Origin of the sequence: Agrobacterium sp. lyk4-40-TYG-31 (assembly GCF_030209855.1) — a bacterium.
Lineage (GTDB): Bacteria > Pseudomonadota > Alphaproteobacteria > Rhizobiales > Rhizobiaceae > Agrobacterium > Agrobacterium vaccinii.
Genome location: NZ_JARVRE010000004.1, coordinates 555,128 through 575,437, shown reverse-complemented (window position 1 = coordinate 575,437; position 20,310 = coordinate 555,128). Strand labels below are relative to the sequence as shown.

22 protein-coding genes are annotated in these 20,310 nt (G+C 57.9%); 14 read left to right on the top strand and 8 right to left on the bottom strand.

The genetic code is table 11. The features are described from left to right. Positions 1-104 precede the first annotated feature (104 nt). Complete coding sequence (locus tag QRN55_RS08010) at positions 105-1,022, top strand: EAL domain-containing protein (RefSeq protein WP_284776256.1); 918 nt, start codon at positions 105-107, stop codon at positions 1,020-1,022. 244 nt (positions 1,023-1,266) lie between these two features. Further along, the gene (locus tag QRN55_RS08005) at positions 1,267-1,530 is read left to right on the top strand and encodes a hypothetical protein (RefSeq protein WP_233121605.1); all 264 of its coding nucleotides are present in this window, start codon (positions 1,267-1,269) and stop codon (positions 1,528-1,530) included. Between the two features lie 37 nt (positions 1,531-1,567). On the opposite strand, the gene QRN55_RS08000 is transcribed toward QRN55_RS08005, so the two are convergent. Further along, on the bottom strand, positions 1,568-2,581 hold the full coding sequence (locus QRN55_RS08000; protein ID WP_284776252.1) for a flagellin N-terminal helical domain-containing protein: 1,014 nt from the start codon (positions 2,579-2,581) through the stop codon (positions 1,568-1,570). Positions 2,582-2,861: 280 nt separating this feature from the next. Here QRN55_RS08000 and QRN55_RS07995 point away from each other — a divergent pair, with 280 nt between their 5' ends. Together QRN55_RS07995 and QRN55_RS07990 are read left to right on the top strand one after the other, a co-directional pair. Continuing rightward, positions 2,862-3,764: a DMT family transporter gene (locus tag QRN55_RS07995; RefSeq protein WP_284776251.1), complete on the top strand. Its 903-nt coding sequence runs from the start codon at positions 2,862-2,864 to the stop codon at positions 3,762-3,764. A gap of 442 nt (positions 3,765-4,206) precedes the next feature. Beyond that, positions 4,207-4,422 (top strand): cold-shock protein, encoded by a 216-nt coding sequence (locus QRN55_RS07990; RefSeq protein ID WP_042617292.1) that lies wholly within the window; start codon positions 4,207-4,209, stop codon positions 4,420-4,422. Positions 4,423-4,529: 107 nt separating this feature from the next. On the opposite strand, the gene QRN55_RS07985 is transcribed toward QRN55_RS07990, so the two are convergent. Then, a complete protein-coding gene (locus tag QRN55_RS07985) occupies positions 4,530-5,225 on the bottom strand; it encodes an MBL fold metallo-hydrolase (protein WP_284776250.1) in 696 nt (231 codons plus the stop codon). A 189-nt stretch (positions 5,226-5,414) separates the two neighbouring features. Here QRN55_RS07985 and QRN55_RS07980 point away from each other — a divergent pair, with 189 nt between their 5' ends. The 4 genes from QRN55_RS07980 to QRN55_RS07965 all read left to right on the top strand — a co-directional run bounded on the left by QRN55_RS07980 (position 5,415) and on the right by QRN55_RS07965 (position 8,859). Beyond that, positions 5,415-6,014, top strand: a complete 600-nt coding sequence (locus QRN55_RS07980; RefSeq protein ID WP_112499604.1) for a DUF1236 domain-containing protein — start codon at positions 5,415-5,417, stop codon at positions 6,012-6,014. 218 nt (positions 6,015-6,232) lie between these two features. Continuing rightward, on the top strand, positions 6,233-6,745 hold the full coding sequence (locus QRN55_RS07975; RefSeq protein ID WP_111837860.1) for a MarR family winged helix-turn-helix transcriptional regulator: 513 nt from the start codon (positions 6,233-6,235) through the stop codon (positions 6,743-6,745). A gap of 1 nt (position 6,746) precedes the next feature. Beyond that, a complete protein-coding gene (locus QRN55_RS07970) occupies positions 6,747-7,460 on the top strand; it encodes a response regulator (RefSeq protein WP_111837859.1) in 714 nt (237 codons plus the stop codon). 19 nt (positions 7,461-7,479) lie between these two features. Then, complete coding sequence (locus QRN55_RS07965; RefSeq protein ID WP_284776245.1) at positions 7,480-8,859, top strand: ATP-binding protein; 1,380 nt, start codon at positions 7,480-7,482, stop codon at positions 8,857-8,859. A gap of 19 nt (positions 8,860-8,878) precedes the next feature. On the opposite strand, the gene QRN55_RS07960 is transcribed toward QRN55_RS07965, so the two are convergent. The 4 genes from QRN55_RS07960 to QRN55_RS07945 form a co-directional block, all read right to left on the bottom strand. Next, positions 8,879-9,220 carry a tRNA-binding protein gene (locus QRN55_RS07960; protein WP_284776243.1) on the bottom strand — a complete coding sequence of 114 codons (342 nt, stop codon included), beginning with the start codon at positions 9,218-9,220 and terminating at the stop codon, positions 8,879-8,881. 29 nt (positions 9,221-9,249) lie between these two features. After that, positions 9,250-10,068 (bottom strand): pyrroline-5-carboxylate reductase, encoded by an 819-nt coding sequence (proC, locus tag QRN55_RS07955; RefSeq protein WP_284776241.1) that lies wholly within the window; start codon positions 10,066-10,068, stop codon positions 9,250-9,252. Positions 10,069-10,071: 3 nt separating this feature from the next. Next, positions 10,072-10,572: a type III secretion system chaperone family protein gene (locus QRN55_RS07950; RefSeq protein WP_111837855.1), complete on the bottom strand. Its 501-nt coding sequence runs from the start codon at positions 10,570-10,572 to the stop codon at positions 10,072-10,074. A 452-nt stretch (positions 10,573-11,024) separates the two neighbouring features. Beyond that, positions 11,025-11,288, bottom strand: coding sequence for an accessory factor UbiK family protein (locus tag QRN55_RS07945; RefSeq protein ID WP_112499598.1), 264 nt, complete (start codon positions 11,286-11,288; stop codon positions 11,025-11,027). Positions 11,289-11,593: 305 nt separating this feature from the next. Here QRN55_RS07945 and lgt point away from each other — a divergent pair, with 305 nt between their 5' ends. From lgt to QRN55_RS07915, 6 genes are all read left to right on the top strand, one after another. Beyond that, positions 11,594-12,415: a prolipoprotein diacylglyceryl transferase gene (gene lgt / locus QRN55_RS07940; protein ID WP_284776622.1), complete on the top strand. Its 822-nt coding sequence runs from the start codon at positions 11,594-11,596 to the stop codon at positions 12,413-12,415. Positions 12,416-12,421: 6 nt separating this feature from the next. Beyond that, positions 12,422-13,522 (top strand): class I SAM-dependent methyltransferase, encoded by a 1,101-nt coding sequence (locus QRN55_RS07935; RefSeq protein ID WP_284776237.1) that lies wholly within the window; start codon positions 12,422-12,424, stop codon positions 13,520-13,522. Positions 13,523-13,668: 146 nt separating this feature from the next. Then, on the top strand, positions 13,669-14,463 hold the full coding sequence (gene pgeF / locus QRN55_RS07930) for a peptidoglycan editing factor PgeF (RefSeq protein WP_284776235.1): 795 nt from the start codon (positions 13,669-13,671) through the stop codon (positions 14,461-14,463). 1 nt (position 14,464) lies between these two features. After that, positions 14,465-15,616 (top strand): M24 family metallopeptidase, encoded by a 1,152-nt coding sequence (locus QRN55_RS07925; protein WP_284776233.1) that lies wholly within the window; start codon positions 14,465-14,467, stop codon positions 15,614-15,616. Between the two features lie 84 nt (positions 15,617-15,700). After that, entirely contained in the window at positions 15,701-16,417 is a 717-nt protein-coding gene (locus tag QRN55_RS07920) for a hypothetical protein (protein ID WP_284776231.1), read from the top strand. A 246-nt stretch (positions 16,418-16,663) separates the two neighbouring features. Then, a complete protein-coding gene (locus QRN55_RS07915; RefSeq protein WP_111837848.1) occupies positions 16,664-17,596 on the top strand; it encodes a ribose-phosphate pyrophosphokinase in 933 nt (310 codons plus the stop codon). Positions 17,597-17,625: 29 nt separating this feature from the next. On the opposite strand, the gene QRN55_RS07910 is transcribed toward QRN55_RS07915, so the two are convergent. Both QRN55_RS07910 and adh read right to left on the bottom strand, forming a co-directional pair. Continuing rightward, positions 17,626-18,510: a phosphatase PAP2 family protein gene (locus tag QRN55_RS07910; protein WP_284776229.1), complete on the bottom strand. Its 885-nt coding sequence runs from the start codon at positions 18,508-18,510 to the stop codon at positions 17,626-17,628. Between the two features lie 226 nt (positions 18,511-18,736). Further along, entirely contained in the window at positions 18,737-20,254 is a 1,518-nt protein-coding gene (gene adh, locus QRN55_RS07905; protein WP_284776226.1) for an aldehyde dehydrogenase, read from the bottom strand. Positions 20,255-20,310: the final 56 nt, after the last annotated feature.

The following is a 20,310-nucleotide window of genomic DNA, read 5'->3' as shown; positions in this document are numbered from 1 at the left end:
GCATCCACCCGGACCCACACCTGTATTTTACGCATCGCTTAACTAGCGCGAAACGCTTTGCGTGCTATGGTGCAAGAGTTGAGATGATTTTCCGGGTAGACGCCATGGCACCCAAAAGCATTTTCTCGAATCTGATGCGCGAAACGGATGGCTCCTGGTCCACGACCTACGCGCCGTTCACCCTCAAATCCGCACTTCAACCCATCTTCCGGCGGCTCGCCGACGGGCGTTTCGATATCGATTCCTTCGAAGGTCTCGTCCGCCCGCATCAAGGCTCGGAACTGGTCTCGCCAGCCCAACTGTTCGCCCAGGTCCACCCTGACGATATCGAAGCCATCGACAGCATTTTGCGGACCATTCACATCCTCAACACCGGCGTGCTGGAACGCTCCCGCGCGCGCATTTTCGTCAATTTTCATCCCGGCCTGTTTCGCACACCCGGCAAGATGCGTCAGGAGGTGGAGCGGATGCGGCTGTCAGCCCATGAGGCGGGCATGTCGCCGGATCGCATCGTCTGCGAAATCGCTGAAAACAATGCGTCCGAAGCGGGCCTCGTCGCCGATTTCGCCGGGCATATGCGCGCCATGGGCTTTCGCGTCGCAATTGCCGACTATGTTGCAGGCGATACCGATATCGAGCGCGTCAAACTGATCAAGCCTGATTATGTGAAGTTCGAAGCCGCATGGGCACGGCATTTCATGCGCAATTCCGCCGGTGCTGCCCTGCTGCGCGTCATCGTCAAGCAATTTGCGACCGAAGGCATCGAGCCCATTTTCGAAGCGCTGGAAGACGAACGCGAAATCGAACTCTGTCAGGACCTCGGCGTCTCACTTATGCAGGGTTATGCACTGGCACGACCGGAGTTGGCTCCGACGACCTTCAACGAGCGCTTCCCAGAACTGCTTGGGGCATCGCGTTCCGCCCTCTCCCCACCACGCCCCACGGACCCGCCCCGCTTGGCTGCAGGGCCCGAGCCGCGCGGCGTGAAGCCCGTTCGCACCTTCGGAAAACGCGGAACGTGACGGCTGCTTAAAACAACGTTAACCGTTGCCTTGATATCGCCACACTAAATACGCCGGACTGTCCGAATTCGGTCCACATGGCGTCCACTTCCAAGTCGATTTTTGCACCACGCCGCGCATGTCTGTGCCGCAGCGAAGCAATGCCCGACATACTTCCAAAAATCGACACGCAAAGACGTGCAAAGGGACCGCGACGATGTTTCTCAATGATCGGAATTCGGCAGACCGGCTGAGAGCGCAGCGGATGCTTTTTTCTCTATGGATGGCGCTGGCCGCGCTTGTTGTTATCATCACCATGGCAGCGGGCCTGGCCACGACGTCCCACGCCGCCGAAACCGTCGATATGATGACGACATCATCTATCGCCACGGCTCCCATATCCAAGGCATCCGACCGCATCTTCGTGGTCGTTCTCCTGACGACAGGCTTTCTCACGCTCGCAATCGGTGGCGTCGTCCTAACGATGACAACCATTCGTGAAAGCGCACCACGAAAACGCATCGACTGATGCATAACCGGACCTGATCGACAGTCAAACGACGTGATCAGCGAAACAGGCTCAATAAAATCTGGGCGCTGTTATTGGCAATCGACAGAGCCTGAATCCCAAGTTCCTTCTGGCTTTGCAAGGCACGCAGCCGACCGGCTTCTTCTTCCATGTTCGCGTCTACAAGCCGGCTGACCCCGCTGTTCACCGAACTGCGCAAGCTCGTGACAAAATCATCCTGAAGGCCGATACGCATGCCCATCGCCCCGATCTTTGCTGCGCTGTTTTGCATGTCGCTCAACATGTAATCCACGACGGATGCCATTTCGGAGATTTGCTCATGCGTGGTCGTTTCAGACAAGGCAATCTCGACCTGCGGCAGGACCGGAGACCCCATATATGTAGTTCCGCTTCCACGTCCCTGGATCAGCATGTAACCCGTAGAGAGCCCCAGATTATAGGCATAAGTGTCCGTGGTCAGTATGCCAAATTCTCCATGCGTCAGAAGTGAATCGTCAATCAACGCGCCGGAAAAAGGCCAGGTTTCGGGATAGGTGATCAGATCGAACGTCATCGTTTGCAAGGAAACCGAGTCGTCGTCTTTCCGTACGAATGATGTGACCACCTTTGGATTGCCTATTGCCACCGGGTCGTCACCTGTGTCGAACTTGAGCCAGTTTTCGCCATTGAAACTGGCACTGCTGGCAACGGCGCGAAGCTGGTCCTTGAGCTTGGTCAATTCGTCATTGATCTTCAGCCTATCCACACTGGGTTCTGCGGCAAGAACGAGTTTGGCCTTGAACTCCGACACGATGTCGATGGCCGCTTCCATGCCCGCATAGGCAGTGTCGGTTTTGGCAGCCCCCACCCCCATCGCATCCTGAACGGCTGCGAGGGCATGTTCATCCGAACGCATCGTTGTGGCGATCGACCAATAGGCCACGTCGTCGGAGGCCTCCTGCACACGATATCCCGTTGAAATATTGGATTGGGTCTGGTCGAGCTGAGAATTGATATGACGCAATGTTGCAAGAGCCGCAGTTGCTGATGAATTGCTGATCAAACTCGTCACTGATATCGACCCACTAAAAAGACTGAATATTGTAAAATCTTAGATTGTAAATTTAAAAGAGCTCTTAACCATGACGGCTAGAATTCGGGTGTCCTCCCCTCCCTACGACCTTCAAGCGGGCCAGAAAGACAATCTTCCTCAGCGGTGAAATCTGGCCTCTTTCGGGGTCCAAATTGCCTTGCTGCACCCGTGCTTCGCTGATAGATGAGCCCCTCAACTCGCACCTCGCCAATTTGAAACCTCGAAAAAGACGGCGCGGCGCTATTTTGTGGTGATCACCATGACGCGCATTCAGGCCAATCTTGTTCTCCTGCTCGCCGCAGCCATCTGGGGTGGCGGCTTCGTGGCACAATCCACTGCCATGGCCAATATCGGCCCCTTCTGGTTCGTCGGCCTGCGCTTTGCAATTGCCGCACTTGCCGTACTGCCCTTCGCCATGGCAGAAAGTCGCCGGATGAAGGCAAAGCCGAGTGCGGGCGAAATGAGATCCTTCTTCCTCGTCGGTATCGCGCTGTTTCTGGGCGCCACCACCCAGCAGGTCGGCCTTTTGACCACGACAGTCACGAACTCCAGCTTCCTCACCGCACTCTACGTTATCTTCGTGCCGGCTATCGCCGTGCTCATCTATCGTCGCCACCCGCACTGGATCGTCTGGCCCGGCGCATTGATGATGCTATGCGGCATTTTCCTGCTCTCGGGCGGCGCCGTAACGCGGCTGACAACGGGTGATTTTCTCAGCATCACCTGCGCCTTTTTCTGGGCAATCCAGATCACGCTTGCCGGTCGCTTCGTCATGCAGAGCAACAGGCCGCTGGCGCTGTCGTGCACGCAATTTGCGGTCTGCGCAGTCCTCAGCATGATCATCGGTGCGTTTATCGAGCCGATCAACTACAACGCGATTGCCGCGTCGATAACCGAAATCCTCTATGTCGGCCTGGTTTCGTCTGGTCTGGCGTTTGTGCTGCAAGTCATCGGCCAGCGCTACACGACGGCTCCGCAGGCTGCTATTTTTCTGTCGTCGGAGGCGCTTTTCGGGGCTTTGTTTGCCGCAATCTTCCTGCGAGAGGCCATTCCATCCGCCGGTTACATCGGCTGCGCCATCATTTTCGCGGCTATTTTGCTGGTGGAACTGGTTCCAGAGCTTTCCAAACGGCGAAACAACCGTATAATCAGCGGCACATAAGCAATTTGCATCATTCTACATTCAGCGAAGATTTACTCTTTTCACGCGAAAATGCGTCGTAAATTTCATCGTCAGCGATGTTTTCGTTTCACATCCGCGAAAGCACGAGAAAAATTCTGCCAGACCTGCCGTAAGCCGCTTTCACAGCGACTGGCGAGCATTGCGCTTGTCTAAAAACTTTCGCTTGCCAATTTTAAATAAACACAGCAATCTGTTGCGGTTCGGGCAAGTTGCGAGCATGGGAAGGCCTATAAAATGAATGCTCCGGGGATAAAAACTCCGGGCGGCGGGGACAAAAAATAACGTTGATCAGAACGTCAAAAGCTTTCCACGCGAAGGTCCATTTTCTCAACATTCAAAAACTGCCTGCCGTACGCCCTCACGGGCAAAACTGTAATGCTGCCTGGAGCTGAACACGGGCAGAGCGAAAAGGACCTGATGCATGGCCGAGACTGGCACCGTTAAATTCTTCAATACCGACAAGGGCTTCGGCTTCATCAAGCCAGACAATGGTGGCGCCGATATCTTTGTTCACATCTCTGCCGTACAGGCTTCCGGCCTGTCCGCGCTCTCAGAAAACCAGAAAGTGAGCTTCGACACTGAACCGGATCGTCGCGGCAAAGGGCCGAAGGCAGTCAACCTGCAGATTGATGGCTGAACCCTAACGACTTTCTCTTCTCGTTGAAGCCCGGCAGGAATGCCGGGTTTTTTTGTGCCTCTGGGCTCGGTTCGGTGCTTGGCAACCCGCACCGCTTGCGCCCTGCCCTATTCAGCTAGCTTGTTCTGCTCTGCCGCCGCCGCAACTGGCTGATCCGCATAAATCCCCTGCAAATAGGGGTTGGTCCGGCGCTCTTCGCCGATGCGCCCGCCGGGGCCGTGGCCGCAAATGAAGCCGACCTCATCGCCTAGCGGCAGGACCTTTTCACGGATGGAAGCCAGCAGTTGCGCATGGTTGCCTCCGGGAAGGTCGGTGCGACCGATCGAGCCGGAAAACAGCACGTCGCCGAGATGCGCGAAGGCCTGTGCACGATTGTAATAGATGACGTGGCCGGGCGCGTGGCCGGGGCAATGGTAGACCTCGAAAACATGGTCACCAAAAGAGATGGCATCTCCGTCTTTCAGCCAGCGATCCGGCAACACGTTTTGCAGGCCGGGTATACCGTATTTTTCAGCCTGACCCTCGATGCGCTCCAGAAGCGGCTTGTCATCCTCATGCGGGCCGACGATGGGTAGCGACAGCTTTTCCTTGAGCTCCTTGGCGCCACCGGCGTGATCAAGATGCCCGTGCGTCAGCCAGATTTCCTTGAGCGTGATGCCGTTTTCCGCCACTGTCTGGAGGATGACATCGATATCCCCGCCGGGGTCCACGATCACGCCTTCCTTGGTGTCTTCATCGAAAAGAATGGTGCAGTTCTGCTGAAATGGCGTCACAGGAATGATGCCCGCCTGTAGCTTACCCATGGTCTCTCCTTCTCGAAAATACGCCTCTCTATAGACTGCCAATCCACGGCGCACAACAAAGTGTCGCACACTCCGACGCCCGCAAAAACGGGGGGCGCGGAACCTCGCTGGGAATTTAAGCAATCACAAAAACGGGAACAGACCGGTAACTCACGCGTTCTTGCCCCAGTCTTCAAAGGAGTGAGACATATGAACAAGAAGCTGAAACTTATGATCGCCGGTGGTGCGCTGACGCTGCTTGCTGGATATGCAAACGCAGCCATGGTCGCGACAACGGCGTCCGATCTTTCCGTTCGATCAGGTCCCGGTGAAGAATACCCGGAAGTCGGTCTCGCGACCCGTGGCAGCGATGCGGTTCTGGATGGATGTCTCGATGGCAGCGCATGGTGCCGCGTTGAAGTAAACGGCCTTCGCGGCTGGGCAAACGCCGATTACCTGAACGTGATGTACGAAGGCGCACCGGTGATTCTGCGGGAGCGTCGCTCCGACATCGACGTGCCGGTCGTGACCTACGAGAAGACATCGAGCGCGCAGGCTGAACCAAATCCGGGTGACCCTAACCTGGGTCGTGTTGGCGAAGTCGATCCACCGGAAAACATCATGACCTATATCGACCGTCATCCGGGTGAGTCCGTGCGCTATGAAGGCGATGTCGTGATCGGTGGCACAGTGCCAGCCAGTGCTGAACTGGTGACGATCCCGGACTATGAATACCAATATGTGCGTCTCAATGACCGCGCAGTGTTGGTCGAGCCCCAGACCCGTCGCGTCGTTTACGTTTACCAGTAATCGATCCGATTTTTTCGAGCGAAAGAGCGCGGCCTGTCCGCGCTCTTTTTGCGTTTGGACGTGACGCCAGCAGAATATGATTGATGTGCAACCGACGTCATATTATCGAAAGCAACACAAAATGATCGCGTGCATGCTCCCGTTTGCCACATTTTCGGGTAGTGTCGCGGCAAATGTAAAAAGCGTCACACCGTGACCGATGAAATGAAGGAACCAAAGTGCCTGCGCAGTCGCTGAAAAAGACCGCTCTCAAACAAGCGCCAGCGCTTCCGCATGTCGATGACAGCAAGATCGATTTCGATACGATCGAGGCTTTCTTCTTCGCCTACCGCGACTTCGTATCCGATCCCGATGTCATTCTGTCCAAACTGGATTATGGCCGGGCGCACCACCGCGTCGTCTATTTCGTCTGCCGCCAACCCGGCATGACGGTGGCCGATCTGTTGGACACCTTGCAGATCACCAAGCAGAGCCTTGCCCGTGTGCTGAAACAGTTGATCGATGACGGCTATATCCGCCAGATGGCCGGGCCGGAAGATCGCCGCCAGCGCAGGCTCTACCCCACATTGACGGGACGCGAACTGGCGCTGGCGCTCAGTGAACCGCAGTCGCGACGCATAGACCGCGCACTTGAGGCCATGCAGCCGGAAGCCCGTGCCTGCGTGCGTGAATTTCTGGCACGCATGCGCGATGCCGAAACGGACCGGCCATTGACCGGTGTGGAGGACTAAGATGGCAAGCAGCCCACCCAAGCAGCCATTGGCCGAAGACGATGCAGCGCATCTGCTAATCGTTGATGATGATTCCCGTATTCGCGACCTGCTCCAGCGTTTTTTGGGTGACAAGGGCTACCGCATCACCGCTGCCGCAGACGCAGCAGAGGCGCGCCGGAAGATGGAGGGCATTCGCTTCGATCTCCTCATTCTCGATGTCATGATGCCCGGTGAGAACGGCCTGTCTCTGACGAAATCCTTAAACGAAAACAAATCCGTACCGGTCATTCTTCTCACTGCCCGTTCAGAAGCCGATGCGCGGATTGCAGGGCTCGAGGCGGGCGCGGATGATTATCTGGCCAAGCCTTTCGACCCGCGCGAACTGGTGCTGCGCATCAACAATATTCTGCGCCGCAACGCCTCGCCCGACACACCAAAGATCGAGCAGATCATTTTCGGACCTTATAATTTCTCTGTGCCCCGCAAGGAATTGCGGCGCGGCGCGGAGATCATCCGCCTGACGGATCGCGAGCAGGATATCATGCTGCTGTTTGCGCTGCGTGCAGGCGACACAATTCCACGCCATGAGTTGGTGGATGCCGAAGCGGATGTGGGTGAACGCACCATAGACGTACAGATCAACCGGCTGCGTCGCAAAATCGAAGACGATCCGGCCAACCCGGTCTACTTGCAGACGGTACGCGGCATCGGTTACCGTTTGAGTGTCGATTGAAAGCCTGTAGGGCGATACCATGGCAAGCTTCGATTTCATGACTGCGGCGAGAAACAGTGCCCCCGCACGGGCCTGGCGCTTTTTCACGCGCTGGCTACGGCACTGGTTGCCAACGGGGCTCTACACCCGCTCGCTTCTCATCATCATTCTGCCGATGGTGCTGTTGCAGGTCGTCGTCGCTGCCGTGTTCATGGAGCGCCACTGGCAGATGGTGACAGAACGCCTGTCTGCCGCCGTCACCCGCGACATCGCCGCCGTCATCGAATTGCTGGAGACAGACCCGGAGGAGGACGATTACCAGCGCGTTATCCGCATCGCGCGTGAACGGCTCGACCTCAGCATCTATATCGAGCCGAAAACGCCACTGCCGGAGCCGCGCGCGCAGCCGTTTTTCTCCATCCTCGACACCATTCTTGCCGACCAGATTCAGCAGCAGATCGGCAGGCCATTCTGGCTGGATACGTTCGGCAATGGCGCGCTGGTGGAAATCCGCATTCAACTTGATAACAAGACCCTGCGCGTCTTTACCCGCCGCAGTCAGGCCTATGCCTCCAACACCCATATCTTCCTGGTCTGGATGGGTGGGGCCTCGCTGGTGCTGCTGGGCATATCCATTCTGTTTTTGCGCGGACAGATCAGACCCATTCTGGCGCTGGCACAAGCCGCCGAAAGCTTCGGTCGTGGGCAGAAGATCACCGCCTATTCCCCCCGTGGTGCAGATGAAGTCCGCCGCGCCGGTCTTGCCTTCATCCTGATGCGAGAACGCATCGAGCGCCAGATGGAACAGCGCACCGCCATGCTGAATGGCGTCAGCCACGATTTGCGGACCATTCTCACCCGCTTCAAGCTGCAACTGGCACTGGCCGGAGACAACCCTGACCTGGAGGGACTGGACAAGGATGTCGACGACATGCAGTCCATGTTGGAAGCCTACCTCGCCTTTGCACGCGACGATGCCGAAGAGGCGATTGGCAAACTGGAATTGGCCCCTCTGTTCGCTCGCTTTTCCAGCGACTTCCAGATGTGCGGCAAAACCTGCACCTACACCCTGAACGGCGTGGACGAGTTGCCGGTGAGACCAAACGCTTTCGCCCGGTTGATCGGCAATCTCGCTGCAAACGCCCATCGTTACGCCAGCACGCTCAACATCGAAGCTCATCGCGCCCCGAAATCGATCACGCTTGTTTTCGATGATGATGGCCCGGGCATACCGGAAGCATCCCGCGAAGACGTGTTCAAACCGTTCTACCGTCTGGACGAGGCGCGCAACCTAAACGCATCCGGCACCGGTCTCGGCCTGTCCATCGTGCGCGATATCGCCCGAAGCCACGGCGGAGATGTGACTCTGGATGACAGCCCGCTGGGTGGATTGCGTGTGATCGTGAAAATTCCGGCTTGAGTTGATCGAGCAAGCCCGATCAGCACATTTTCATGCCGTTGGGAACACCCTGCTCCACAGCAGCGAGCACGATGTCGCCATTGCCGTCAGCAAACCCAAGCGTCAGCACCTCGGAGCGGAACGGCCCGATCTGGCGCGGCGGGAAATTGACGACGGCGAGCACCTGTCGTCCCACCAGCGTGTCCAGCGTATAGTGAACGGTGATCTGCGCCGATGATTTCTTGACGCCGATGTCTGCGCCGAAATCTATTCTGATCTTGAAGGCTGGCTTGCGCGCCTCCGGGAATGCTTCAGCTTCGATGATGGTGCCGACACGGATATCGACCTTCTCGAAATCGGCATAGCTGATTTCCTCGCTCATCATCGGCACTCCCTGATCTTTGGCTGGCGCTAGACGGCCAGCTCTTCCGCGCGCAGTCTGGCAGCGGCAATCGCCTTGTCGAACAGCGGCTGCATGCCATTGTCATCCATCAGGACTGACAGGGCAGCGGCCGTCGTGCCGCCCGGTGACGTCACGTTTTTGCGCAGGCGCGAGACGTCCTCGGGGGACTGGTGAAGCAATTCGCCAGCCCCCGCGACGGTTTCCCGAGCAAGACGCATGGCGAGGTCCGCCGGCAAGCCGCATTTGCGACCCGCCTCCGCCATGCACTCCACGAGATAAAAAACATAGGCAGGCCCGCTGCCCGACAAGGCGGTGACAGCGTCGATATCACCTTCTGTCGCAACCCATTCGACAGGGCCGCTGACTTTCAGCAGGGTTTCGACCAACAAGCGCTGCTCTTCGCTCACAGCATCATTGGCGTAGGCACCCGTCACGCCACGCCCGACCATTGCAGGCGTATTGGGCATGGCACGGATGGCCGCAGACTTGCCGAGAGCCGCCTCGATGCCGGACAGCGTCTTGCCCGCAGCAATGGAGACGACCACGGTTTGTGGCCCCACCAGTGCCTTCAACGGCGGTAGAACGACGTCCATCAATTGCGGTTTGACGGCGAGAAACAGAATGCTCGCCGTCACGTCCTGCGGTGCAGCCGTCAGATGTGTTGCGCCCGCTTCCGATATCATCGCCATCATGGCGTCGGATGGGCCGGGATCGACGACGATGATCGAGGACCCCGTAACGCCCTTCTTGAACCAACCAGCAAGCAGGGCACCGCCCATGTTGCCAGCACCGACGAGAACAAGCGGACCCGATGCGAGCGACACCATGGCTCAGGCCTCTCCGACGGTTTCGAAGAGCGCCGCTTCCATCGCAGCCTTGGCTTCCATGCCGGACCAGACGACGAACTGGAACGCCTGGAAATACTGTTCGCAGGCTTCGAGAGCGCTGGAAAGGAGAACTTCCACCTGCTGGTTGGTGGGCTCGGCACCGCCTGCCAGCAAAAGCGACTGGCGGAAAATGATCACGTCCTCCTGACGCCACAGATCGAAATGACCCATCAGCGTCTGGCCGTTGACCTGCGCCAAGAGGCGGATGACTTCGTTGACGCGGTGATCGGGGATCTTGATATCGAAAGCGCAGGCGAGATGCAGCGCTTCGAACTGTTCCATCCATGAAAACGACACATGGTAATCGGCCCAACGGCCTTCGACCGTCATGGCAATTTCATCTTCGCCGGAGCGTTCGAACGACCAGTCGTTGGACGCGGCAACGAACTCGATCATATCGACCGGGTTGGAGTAACGCTCGACTTCAAATTCCATTAGGCTCATACGGCACCTTCTCAGCCGGAAATGAATGTTCTGTTTCGCACGCAAAGGCACAAAAACGCACACGCAATTGCCGGGTTACAAATTCTTACGGATGATGCCCGACGCCGCCAGAATAACGCAGTGAACCTGTCTGGAGCTTACGGAGTTCGTTTCGAATCATCATGTAAAATCAGTGTATAACGAGCGAGTCCCCGCGCCACCCCCAGCGCCCTGATTTTGCAATCAGAACTGTGTATATCTCCTGCGACGAAACCTCAGTTGTGAGTCATAACTGACTCTGCCAATTGTGTTTTTCGGGTGTTTCCACAGACGTTAAAAAAAACTGAATGAAATCGCTTGCTTACCCCCGTCGAATCCCCACTGCGGTGCAAACTGCTTCGAAATGATACAAAAACGAAAAATGCCGGACCTTGGGGAAGGCCCGGCACCAGAATCAAACACGTCAAACTGGCTCAGGAAGCAGTCGTTGAAGACTTCGCTTCGAGTGCTTCGATGCGCGCGCGCAATGCGTCGTTTTCGTCGCGGGCCTGAATGGCCATTTCGCGCACGGCTTCAAATTCCTCGCGCTTCACCAGATCGAGGCTGTTCAGCCAGCGCTCCGCCTGTGCGTGAAAAGCCTGCTCCACTTCCTTGCGCATGCCCTGGGCCGCGCCCGCAGCATCCGTCATAAGCTTTGCGAATTCATCGAAAATACGGTTGGTTCCTGTCGTACTCATGGTGCGATGTCCTCGTCAGTATCGGGAAAGGCCAGACGCCCTCCGGTCCATGGCTTTCAGGTAGGCACTCGCCCGTCACGTTGCAAGCAAAATAAGGAACCACCCGCGCGGCCAGCGATTTCACAGCATCACGATGCCGCCGAAGAATCGCCTTGACCGCACCCTTTTCAGTCGCCATTTTCCCGCTCCGGGAAAAGAATGATTGAGATATCCAATTCTTAAACGAGCGCTCTTAAGTTCCTCGCCCTCAACGCAATGACAATGGATGACGCGATTTGTTTGGACCCCTCGCCCAGTTTTCGATCATGCCCTTCCCGAACATCGATCCGGTAGCGTTCAATCTTGGGCCGCTGCCCATCCACTGGTACGGCATCGCCTATGTCATCGGCATCATGCTGGGCTGGTATTATGCCCGCAAGCTGAGCCTGACGGATCGCCTGTGGCCCGGCAACGCATCACCCGTCACGCCTGTGCATCTCGATGACTTCATCGTCTGGGCTGCCGCTGGCATCATTCTGGGCGGGCGCATCGGCTATATCCTGTTTTACGACATGGCCGCCGTTGTCGAAAACCCTGTAAGAGCCTTGCAGATATGGAATGGCGGCATGTCGTTCCATGGCGGGTTGATCGGCACGACCATCGCCATGATCCTGTTTGCGCGCCGCAATGCCATTCCCGTCTGGAGCATGTTCGACATCATCGCCGCCGTTGCCCCGCTTGGCCTGTTTTTCGGTCGCATCGCCAATTTCATCAATGGCGAGTTGTGGGGCAGACTGACGGATGTGCCGTGGGCGGTGGTGTTTCCCACGGGTGGACCATTTCCGCGCCATCCGAGCCAGCTTTACGAGGCGGGCCTGGAAGGCATCATATTGCTGATCGTGCTTGCCGTTCTTATCTATGGATTCAAGGCGCTGAAAAGTCCCGGCACCGTGACGGGCGTTTTCGTATGTGGCTATGCGCTTTCCAGAATCTTCGTGGAATTCTTCCGCGAGCCAGATGCGCAGATCGGCTATCTTGCAGGAAATTGGCTGACCATGGGCATGGTCCTTTCAACGCCCATGTTCCTCCTCGGCGTTTGGGCAGTTCTACGCGCGCGCCGCGCCGTGGCAACAGAGACAATCGGGTAACACACCATGCCGACACCGCTCGCACGTCGCATCAAATCCATTATCCGTCTCAACGGCCCTATGAGCGTGACCGATTTCTTTTCGCTTTGCCTGGCGGACCCGGAGCACGGCTATTACAAGACGAGACAGCCCTTTGGCCGCACCGGCGATTTCGTGACCGCACCCGAAGTCAGCCAGTTGTTTGGCGAAATGCTGGGCGTCTTCATCGTACACGCATGGCAAAGGCATGGCACGCTGGCCAACGCACGGCTGGTGGAAATCGGGCCGGGCCGTGGCACCATGATGGCCGATATGCTGCGCGTGATCCAGCGCATCGCACCGCCGCTCTATGAGAGCATGACGGTGCATCTGATCGAAACCAGCCCGCGCCTGACGGAAACCCAGCAACAGACGCTGGCCAGCCACGGGACCAAGATTTCCTGGCACGACAGTTTCGATGACGTGCCACCCGGCTTTCTGTTCATTGCCGCCAATGAGCTTTTCGACGCCATTCCCATCCGCCAGTTCGTCAAGACACCGCAAGGCTTTCGTGAGCGCGTGGTGGCGATGGATGCGCAGGACGACCTCATCTTCACGACAGGTCTCGCCAGCATCGACCCGGAGCTTCTGCCCCCCTTCCCCGAAAAGCAGCCCATCGGCACGATCTTCGAATATTCTCCTGCCCGCGAGGCCGTGATGGCAGCACTATCGCAGGCGCTGAAACGGAATGGCGGCACCGCTGTCATCATCGATTACGGCCACACGATTTCTGGCTTCGGCGATACGTTGCAGGCGTTGCGCATGCACGAGTTCGATCCGGTGCTGGCGCATCCCGGTCAAGCGGACCTGACCAGCCACGTGGATTTCGAAAGCCTGTCCAAAACGGCGCAGGCAAACGGCATCCACATCAACGGCTGCCTGCCGCAGGGCGACTTTCTCTATGGCCTCGGGCTTAAGGAACGCGCCGAGACGCTGGCGGCCAATGCGACACCCGACCAGACCCTGGAAATCGCTGAGGCCGTCAACCGGCTCGCGGGCGAAGGCGTGGGAAAAATGGGTGCGCTGTTCAAGGTGCTGGCCGTATCGGGCGCGCCCGTCCATCTGCTGCCGTTCCGCGCACTGGATTGACATGCCCACCGGGCTTGGGCCAACATCGCGCCAAATCGAAGCAGCGAAAAGCTGCCGTCGGCACCCAAAGCGGTGCGCCTACCGGAAACACTTGCTCGCGACCATTCGGTTGAAAATCAGCGGCATCGCCAAGGAATGACACCGTAATGCAGGACGAAACGCTGCCGCTTCCCCTTCAAAGCCCGCTGCTGACCGCTTATAGCGGCAAAAACATCCGTCACGGCTTCTTCAGCCGTCAGGGTGGCGTATCGCAAGGCATCTATCGCGGCCTGAATGTCGGCCTCGGTTCGCAGGATGTGCGCGACGCGGTTATCGAAAACCGCGCCCGCGTTGCCGCATGGTTCGGCCTGCGCACGGAAAAGCTGGCGACCGTTCACCAGATACACTCGCCCGACGTCGTCGTCATCGATGAGAGCTATGCCGGTGACAGACCGCAGGCCGATGCGATGGTGACGGCCACACCCGGCATCGTGCTGGGCGTGCTCAGCGCAGATTGTGGACCCATTCTATTTGCCGATGCGCAGGCGGGCGTCGTGGGTGCTGCCCATGCCGGTTGGAAAGGTGCCGTCTCCGGGGTGCTGGAAAACACGATCGAAGCCATGATTGCGCTCGGCGCAAAGCGCGAAGACATTGTTGCAAGCCTTGGGCCCTCCATCAGCCGCGAACATTACGAGTTGGGACCGGAGCGCGTCGAAAGCCTGCAGGAGATGAACCCCGGTCACGCTGCCTATTTCTCACCCTCGCCCAATCCGGGCCACGCCTTTTTCGATCTCAAGCAACTGACCATGGACCGCCTCGTGGCGGCAGGTGTGCGGGCGGATAATCTTGGTCTGTGCACCTATCCCGAGAACAACGGCTTCTTTTCTTTCCGCCGCACCACGCATCATCAGAAACCGGATTACGGGCGGCAGGTTTCAGCAATAGCAATTCTGGAGAACTGATATGGCTTTGCACTTCGACGCTGCCGAATTCGAGGCACGCCGCGCTCGCCTGACCGAGAAGATGGCGGAAGAAAAGCTGGATGCCATTCTGCTGTTTGCACAGGAAAGCATGTATTGGCTGACCGGTTACGACACGTTCGGCTACTGCTTTTTTCAGACGCTAATCGTCAAGGCCGATGGCACCGTGACGCTGTTGACCCGCTCTGCCGATCTGCGGCAGGCGCGCCAGACATCCAATATCGAGGACATCGTCATCTGGGTGGACCGTCTGAATGCCGACCCGACGCTCGATCTTAAAAACCTGCTGAGCGAGATGGACCTGCTCGGCTGCCGGATCGGTGTGGAATACGATACCCACGGCATGACCGGTCGCGTCGCGCGTCTGCTCGACCATCAACTGGCCAGCTTCGGCCAGATCATCGATGCATCCGGTCTCGTCGGCCAACTGCGCCTGATCAAGAGCCAAGCGGAAATCGTCCATGCCAAGCGCGCCGGGGAACTGGCCGACGATGCGCTGGATGCCGCGCTGAAAATCGTGGCGCCCGGCGCTGATGAGGCCAACATTCTGGCCGCCATGCAGGGCGCGGTCTTTGCCGGTGGCGGCGACTATCCGGCCAATGAATTCATCATCGGTTCCGGCCCAGACGCGCTGCTGTGCCGCTACAAGGCCGGACGTCGCAAGCTGGACGAGAAAGACCAGTTGACGTTGGAATGGGCTGGCGTCAGCGCGCATTATCATGCGGCCATGATGCGGACCATCGTGATCGGCGAGCCGGAGTTCCGGCAAAAGGAACTCTACAATGCCTGCGCTGAAAACATCCGCGCCATCGAGGAAGTCCTGCGACCCGGCAATACGTTCGGCGATGTCTTCGACGTCCACGCCCGCATCATGGACGAGCGCGGCCTGACGCGGCACCGCCTCAACGCCTGCGGTTATTCGCTGGGCGCGCGTTTCTCACCGTCGTGGATGGAGCAGCAGATGTTCTATGCTGGCAACACGCAGGAAATTCTGCCCAACATGACGCTCTTCGTCCACATGATCATCATGGACAGCGACTCAGGCATCGCCATGACGCTGGGTCAGACCTATCTGACGACCGAAGGCGCACCGGAATCGCTCTCGCGCCACAGCCTGGATTTGCTGACGGTTTAATCTGGATTTGACTCCCATCGAAATCGAACCGTACATTGGTCGAAATGACGGTTCGGCGGGAGACATCATGAGGGGACATCTGGCATGCAACGGCTAGGGTTGATGATTGCAATCCCAATCCTAGCCATCGCTTTATCGGCCTGCAACACGACGGATACGCTGACGCCGCTGGTGGATGTCGGCCATGGTAACGCGCAATCGACGCCCGTCACTCAGGGCGATCTCGACCAGATGGCGGCAGCAGCGGACCGGTCTCCATCAGGCGTTTCCGCGCAAGTTCCGGCATATGCACCGCAAAATACCCGCCAAGCCCAGGCGCAAGCGATAACGAGCGGCGCACAATATGGCCAGCCGGTCGCCTCGCAGCAGACACCGCCCGCACCACCCCAGACCCAGCCCAATACCCAGACTGCGTCCCTGCCCTCTGGCTCCGCTGCTGGTACAATCCGCTTCCTTCCCATCATCGGCGCGCCGGTTCAGGCCGTAACGCCGCTTTCACGGCAACTGGGTGCGGAAGCACGGGCCAAAGGTCTGACTATCCGCCCCTCTGGCGATACGAGCGCTGAAAACATCCTGAAAGGTTATCTGTCCGCCTTTGCCGATGGCTCCAATGTGACCATCATCTATGTCTGGGATGTGCTGGACGCCAATGGCGCCCGCCTCCACCGCCTGCAAGGTCAGGAAACCGTTCCCGCCCGCGGCAGCGACCCGTGGGCATCAGCATCTGACAGCACCATGCAAAAAATTGCGGCGAAGACATTGAACGATTACCAGTCGTGGAAACAGGCCCAACGGGGATAGGCCCGTTGAATCCTGTGGGAAAACCTGTCGCATTGCGCGAAGTCACAAAGTTTTCATGAAAATTAAGGGTAACATCCTCTGACCTCTTGCATTCACGGGCAACACCGCTATTAAGGCGCCCATGGCAAAACGGCGTGTCCGGCACCCCTTCGGGTCGGGTATTCCTCCCCGTTGAACGACGCAGGGACCGCAGAGAATATCATCTCTGCCGGATCTCGGGCGATGGCATGGAAACAGGCGGCACCAATGAAGGTTTTCGCAGGCAATTCGAACCGGCATCTGGCCGAAGCGATCTGCAAGTATCTTAATGTTCCCTTGGGAAATGCCACTGTAAAGCGGTTTGCGGACCAGGAAATATTCGTGGAAATCGGTGAGAACGTGCGTGGCGAAGATGTCTTCGTCGTGCAGTCCACCTCATTCCCGGCAAACGACCACCTGATGGAACTGCTGATCATGATCGACGCCATGCGTCGTTCCTCGGCAAAGCGCATCACCGCCGTGCTTCCCTATTTCGGCTATGCCCGTCAGGACCGCAAGGCCGGTCCCCGCACACCAATCTCCGCCAAGCTCGTCGCCAACCTGATTACCGAAGCCGGTGCCGATCGCGTCATGACGCTCGATCTTCACGCCGGACAGATTCAGGGCTTCTTCGATATTCCGACCGATAACCTCATCGCCGCGCCCATTCTGGCGCGCGACGTGAAGGAACATTACGACACCAAGAATGTCATGGTGGTTTCGCCTGACGTCGGTGGCGTGGTACGCGCCCGCTCATTGGCCAAGCGTCTGGACTGTCTGCTGGCGATCGTCGACAAGCGCCGCGACCGTCCCGGTGAATCCGAAGTCATGAACGTCATCGGTGACGTGACCGGCAAGGACTGCCTGCTGATCGACGACATCGTTGATTCCGGCGGCACGCTCTGCAACGCGGCTGAGGCTCTCCTGAAGAACGGCGCAACCAGCGTGACGGCCTACATCACCCACGGCGTTCTTTCCGGCGGTGCCGTTGCGCGTGTGGCCTCGTCCAAGCTGCGCGAACTCGTCATCACCGACAGCATTCAGCCGACGACGGCGGTTCAATCCGCCCATAACATCCGCGTCATCACCACGGCCACCCTCCTCGGCGAGGCGATCAACCGCACATCGCTGGAGCAGTCGGTTTCGGGTCTGTTCGACTAAGACAGCCCCGCTTGCGCACGAATTGAACCCTATTCCGCCGTCGCCCTTGATCGGCTTTGGGTGAAAAGGCGTTCATATTCTTTCGCGACCAGAATCCGCAGGCGTGACCCTGCCCGGTGCGCACTACCCATCACGATCCGCAGCATTGCCAGCGCACCGCCACCGCTATGGATGACGATGTGCGAGATGTCGGTGAGAACGGGCCTGACCGTGAAGACGTGCCGGTGACTGCCGATTGCAAGGGCGCGGTAGAGAAATACCGAGATCATGGCGGCGAAGAGTACCGACATGACCGTATCGCTCAGAAAATGCCGTCCAGCAGCCATACGCATCATGGCCGTGGTTACGATGGCAGCGATTGCCAGACACGCACAAACGACTTTTCCGATACGAGACAGTTGCGGCCAGATGAGCACGCAAAACGGCAGAATAAGGCTTGCCACCAGCGCGACTTCGCCGGAGGAGAAGGAGCAGTTGGAGGAACACTGGTTCGCGAGTTGAAATGCTGGCGTAAACAATTGCTGCCCGCCGAACTCGATGACACCGTTAGGCCGCGCACGGCCCAGATTTGACTTGAGGATACCGTTCACCAGCACACCCGCACAGGAGGCCGTGCTGATCCACAAATAGGCCCACACCCTCCAGCCCGTTTTCTGCTGCTGCCCAAGCGCGAGATTGCCAAGGAAGATGAGGAAGGCGATGACGGCGATAACCTCGCCGCCTCTTCTGATGACGTTTCTCCAGAACTCGAAGACCGGGCCGCCTGCCCACCAGCGACCGGCCTCCCCCAGGAAGAACAGTGCTGAGACTTTGAGATCGATAAAAGGACAGATGGCAAAGACGATAACAGCGAAAAGCGTCGCAATCGTCAGCCACATGGTGATCCGCATATGGGCGATATCCACGTCGGTCATCGGCTCGACCCGCGTGGTATGTAAGAAAATGAGCCGTTCGTAAAAATGTAATGGTGCATATCGATCTATCGCAAAATGACAGGAACGATATGCGCCAAGCAGATTACAGTTTTAAGTCGGATCGCGTGATCCGCTGTGATGGATTTCCGGCTCCCGGAAGCTTTCGCCTCCGGGAGTATTCCGGCAGGTTACCCCACCGGTTCCGGGGAGGATCGTACGTAACCGATCAGAAGAAGCCGAGCTTGTTGGGGCTGTAGGAGACCAGCAGGTTCTTGGTCTGCTGATAGTGATCGAGCATCATCTTGTGCGTTTCGCGACCGATACCGGACTGCTTGTAGCCGCCGAAGGCAGCGCCTGCCGGATAGGCGTGGTAGCAATTGGTCCAGACGCGACCGGCTTCGATGCTGCGTCCTGCCCGGTAGGCCGTGTTGGTATCGCGGCTCCATACACCAGCGCCGAGGCCGTAGACGGTGTCGTTGGCGATTTCGATGGCTTCATCCAGCGTCTTGAAGGTGGTGACGGAGACGACGGGCCCGAAGATTTCCTCCTGGAAGACCCGCATCTTGTTGTTTCCTTCAAAGATCGTCGGCTGAATGTAGAAACCGTCCTTGAGGTTACCCGAGAGCGATTTCTTGTCGCCACCGGTCAGCACTTTCGCGCCTTCCTTCTTGCCGATTTCAAGATAGCTCATGATCTTGTCGAACTGTTCCTGCGAGGCCTGAGCACCGATCATGGTCGAGGCATTCAGCGGATCGTCCTGGCTGATGGCTTCAACGCGCTTTATGGCCTTTTCCATGAAGCGATCATAGATCGACTCGTGAACCAGCGCCCGGGACGGGCATGTGCAGACTTCGCCCTGGTTGAGCGCAAACATCGCAAAGCCTTCCAGCGCCTTGTCGAGGAAAGCATCGTCTTCATCCATCACGTCTGCAAAGAAGATGTTGGGTGACTTGCCACCCAGTTCCAGCGTGATGTTGGTGACGTTATCGGCAGCATAACGCATGATTTCCTTGCCGACCGATGTAGAGCCGGTAAAGGCGATCTTGGCGATGCGGCTGCTCTGCGCCAGCGGCTTGCCTGCTTCGGTGCCGAGACCATTGACAATGTTGACGACGCCCGGCGGCAGCAAATCCTCGATCAGCTCCATGACGAGCAAAATGGAGGCTGGCGTTTGTTCGGCAGGCTTGAGAACCACGCAGTTACCGGCGGCCAGCGCCGGTGCCAGCTTCCATGTCGCCATGAGGATCGGGAAATTCCACGGAATGATCTGGCCGACGACGCCCAGCGGCTCGTGGAAATGATAGGCAACAGTGTCATTGTCGATCTGGCCGATAGAGCCTTCCTGCGCACGTACGCAGCCTGCGAAATAACGGAAGTGGTCGATGGCGAGCGGAATGTCGGCATTCGTTGTTTCGCGCAGGGGCTTACCGTTGTCCCAGGTCTCAGCACGCGCGATGACTTCGAGATTGTCTTCGATACGCTGGGCGATCTTCAACAGAATGTTGGAGCGCTCTGTCACACTGGTGCGGCCCCATGCGGCGCGCGCCTTATGCGCGGCATCGAGCGCGAATTCGATATCGCTGGCGTCAGAACGCGGTACGTCGCAAATCTTCTGGCCTGTAACCGGCGACAGGTTTTCCATGTATCGACCGGACTTCGGCTCCACCCATTCGCCGCCGATGTAGTTTCCATATTTCAGCTTGAACGGGGTTTCACCGGCCTTGTGCTGGACCTGAATGTTCATGAGTTCATCCTCCCTGATGAATGCGACCTTTTGGTCGCGTGACAGGAAGGTGAGCG

Excerpts from the sequence above, each read along its gene's own strand:
- QRN55_RS07945 (WP_112499598.1), bottom strand. The coding sequence starts at position 11,288 with ATGAGTACGACAGGAACCAACCGTATTTTCGATGAATTCGCAAAGCTT.
- QRN55_RS07920 (WP_284776231.1), top strand. The coding sequence starts at position 15,701 with ATGCAACGGCTAGGGTTGATGATTGCAATCCCAATCCTAGCCATCGCT.
- QRN55_RS07990 (WP_042617292.1), top strand. The coding sequence starts at position 4,207 with ATGGCCGAGACTGGCACCGTTAAATTCTTCAATACCGACAAGGGCTTC.
- adh (WP_284776226.1), bottom strand. The coding sequence starts at position 20,254 with ATGAACATTCAGGTCCAGCACAAGGCCGGTGAAACCCCGTTCAAGCTG.
- QRN55_RS07950 (WP_111837855.1), bottom strand. The coding sequence starts at position 10,572 with ATGAGCCTAATGGAATTTGAAGTCGAGCGTTACTCCAACCCGGTCGAT.
- QRN55_RS07910 (WP_284776229.1), bottom strand. The coding sequence starts at position 18,510 with ATGACCGACGTGGATATCGCCCATATGCGGATCACCATGTGGCTGACG.
- proC (WP_284776241.1), bottom strand. The coding sequence starts at position 10,068 with ATGGTGTCGCTCGCATCGGGTCCGCTTGTTCTCGTCGGTGCTGGCAAC.
- QRN55_RS07925 (WP_284776233.1), top strand. The coding sequence starts at position 14,465 with ATGGCTTTGCACTTCGACGCTGCCGAATTCGAGGCACGCCGCGCTCGC.
- QRN55_RS07960 (WP_284776243.1), bottom strand. The coding sequence starts at position 9,220 with ATGAGCGAGGAAATCAGCTATGCCGATTTCGAGAAGGTCGATATCCGT.
- QRN55_RS07980 (WP_112499604.1), top strand. The coding sequence starts at position 5,415 with ATGAACAAGAAGCTGAAACTTATGATCGCCGGTGGTGCGCTGACGCTG.
- QRN55_RS08005 (WP_233121605.1), top strand. The coding sequence starts at position 1,267 with ATGCTTTTTTCTCTATGGATGGCGCTGGCCGCGCTTGTTGTTATCATC.
- QRN55_RS07965 (WP_284776245.1), top strand. The coding sequence starts at position 7,480 with ATGGCAAGCTTCGATTTCATGACTGCGGCGAGAAACAGTGCCCCCGCA.
- QRN55_RS08010 (WP_284776256.1), top strand. The coding sequence starts at position 105 with ATGGCACCCAAAAGCATTTTCTCGAATCTGATGCGCGAAACGGATGGC.
- QRN55_RS07970 (WP_111837859.1), top strand. The coding sequence starts at position 6,747 with ATGGCAAGCAGCCCACCCAAGCAGCCATTGGCCGAAGACGATGCAGCG.
- QRN55_RS07915 (WP_111837848.1), top strand. The coding sequence starts at position 16,664 with ATGAAGGTTTTCGCAGGCAATTCGAACCGGCATCTGGCCGAAGCGATC.
- QRN55_RS07995 (WP_284776251.1), top strand. The coding sequence starts at position 2,862 with ATGACGCGCATTCAGGCCAATCTTGTTCTCCTGCTCGCCGCAGCCATC.
- QRN55_RS07985 (WP_284776250.1), bottom strand. The coding sequence starts at position 5,225 with ATGGGTAAGCTACAGGCGGGCATCATTCCTGTGACGCCATTTCAGCAG.
- QRN55_RS07935 (WP_284776237.1), top strand. The coding sequence starts at position 12,422 with ATGCCGACACCGCTCGCACGTCGCATCAAATCCATTATCCGTCTCAAC.
- pgeF (WP_284776235.1), top strand. The coding sequence starts at position 13,669 with ATGCAGGACGAAACGCTGCCGCTTCCCCTTCAAAGCCCGCTGCTGACC.
- lgt (WP_284776622.1), top strand. The coding sequence starts at position 11,594 with ATGCCCTTCCCGAACATCGATCCGGTAGCGTTCAATCTTGGGCCGCTG.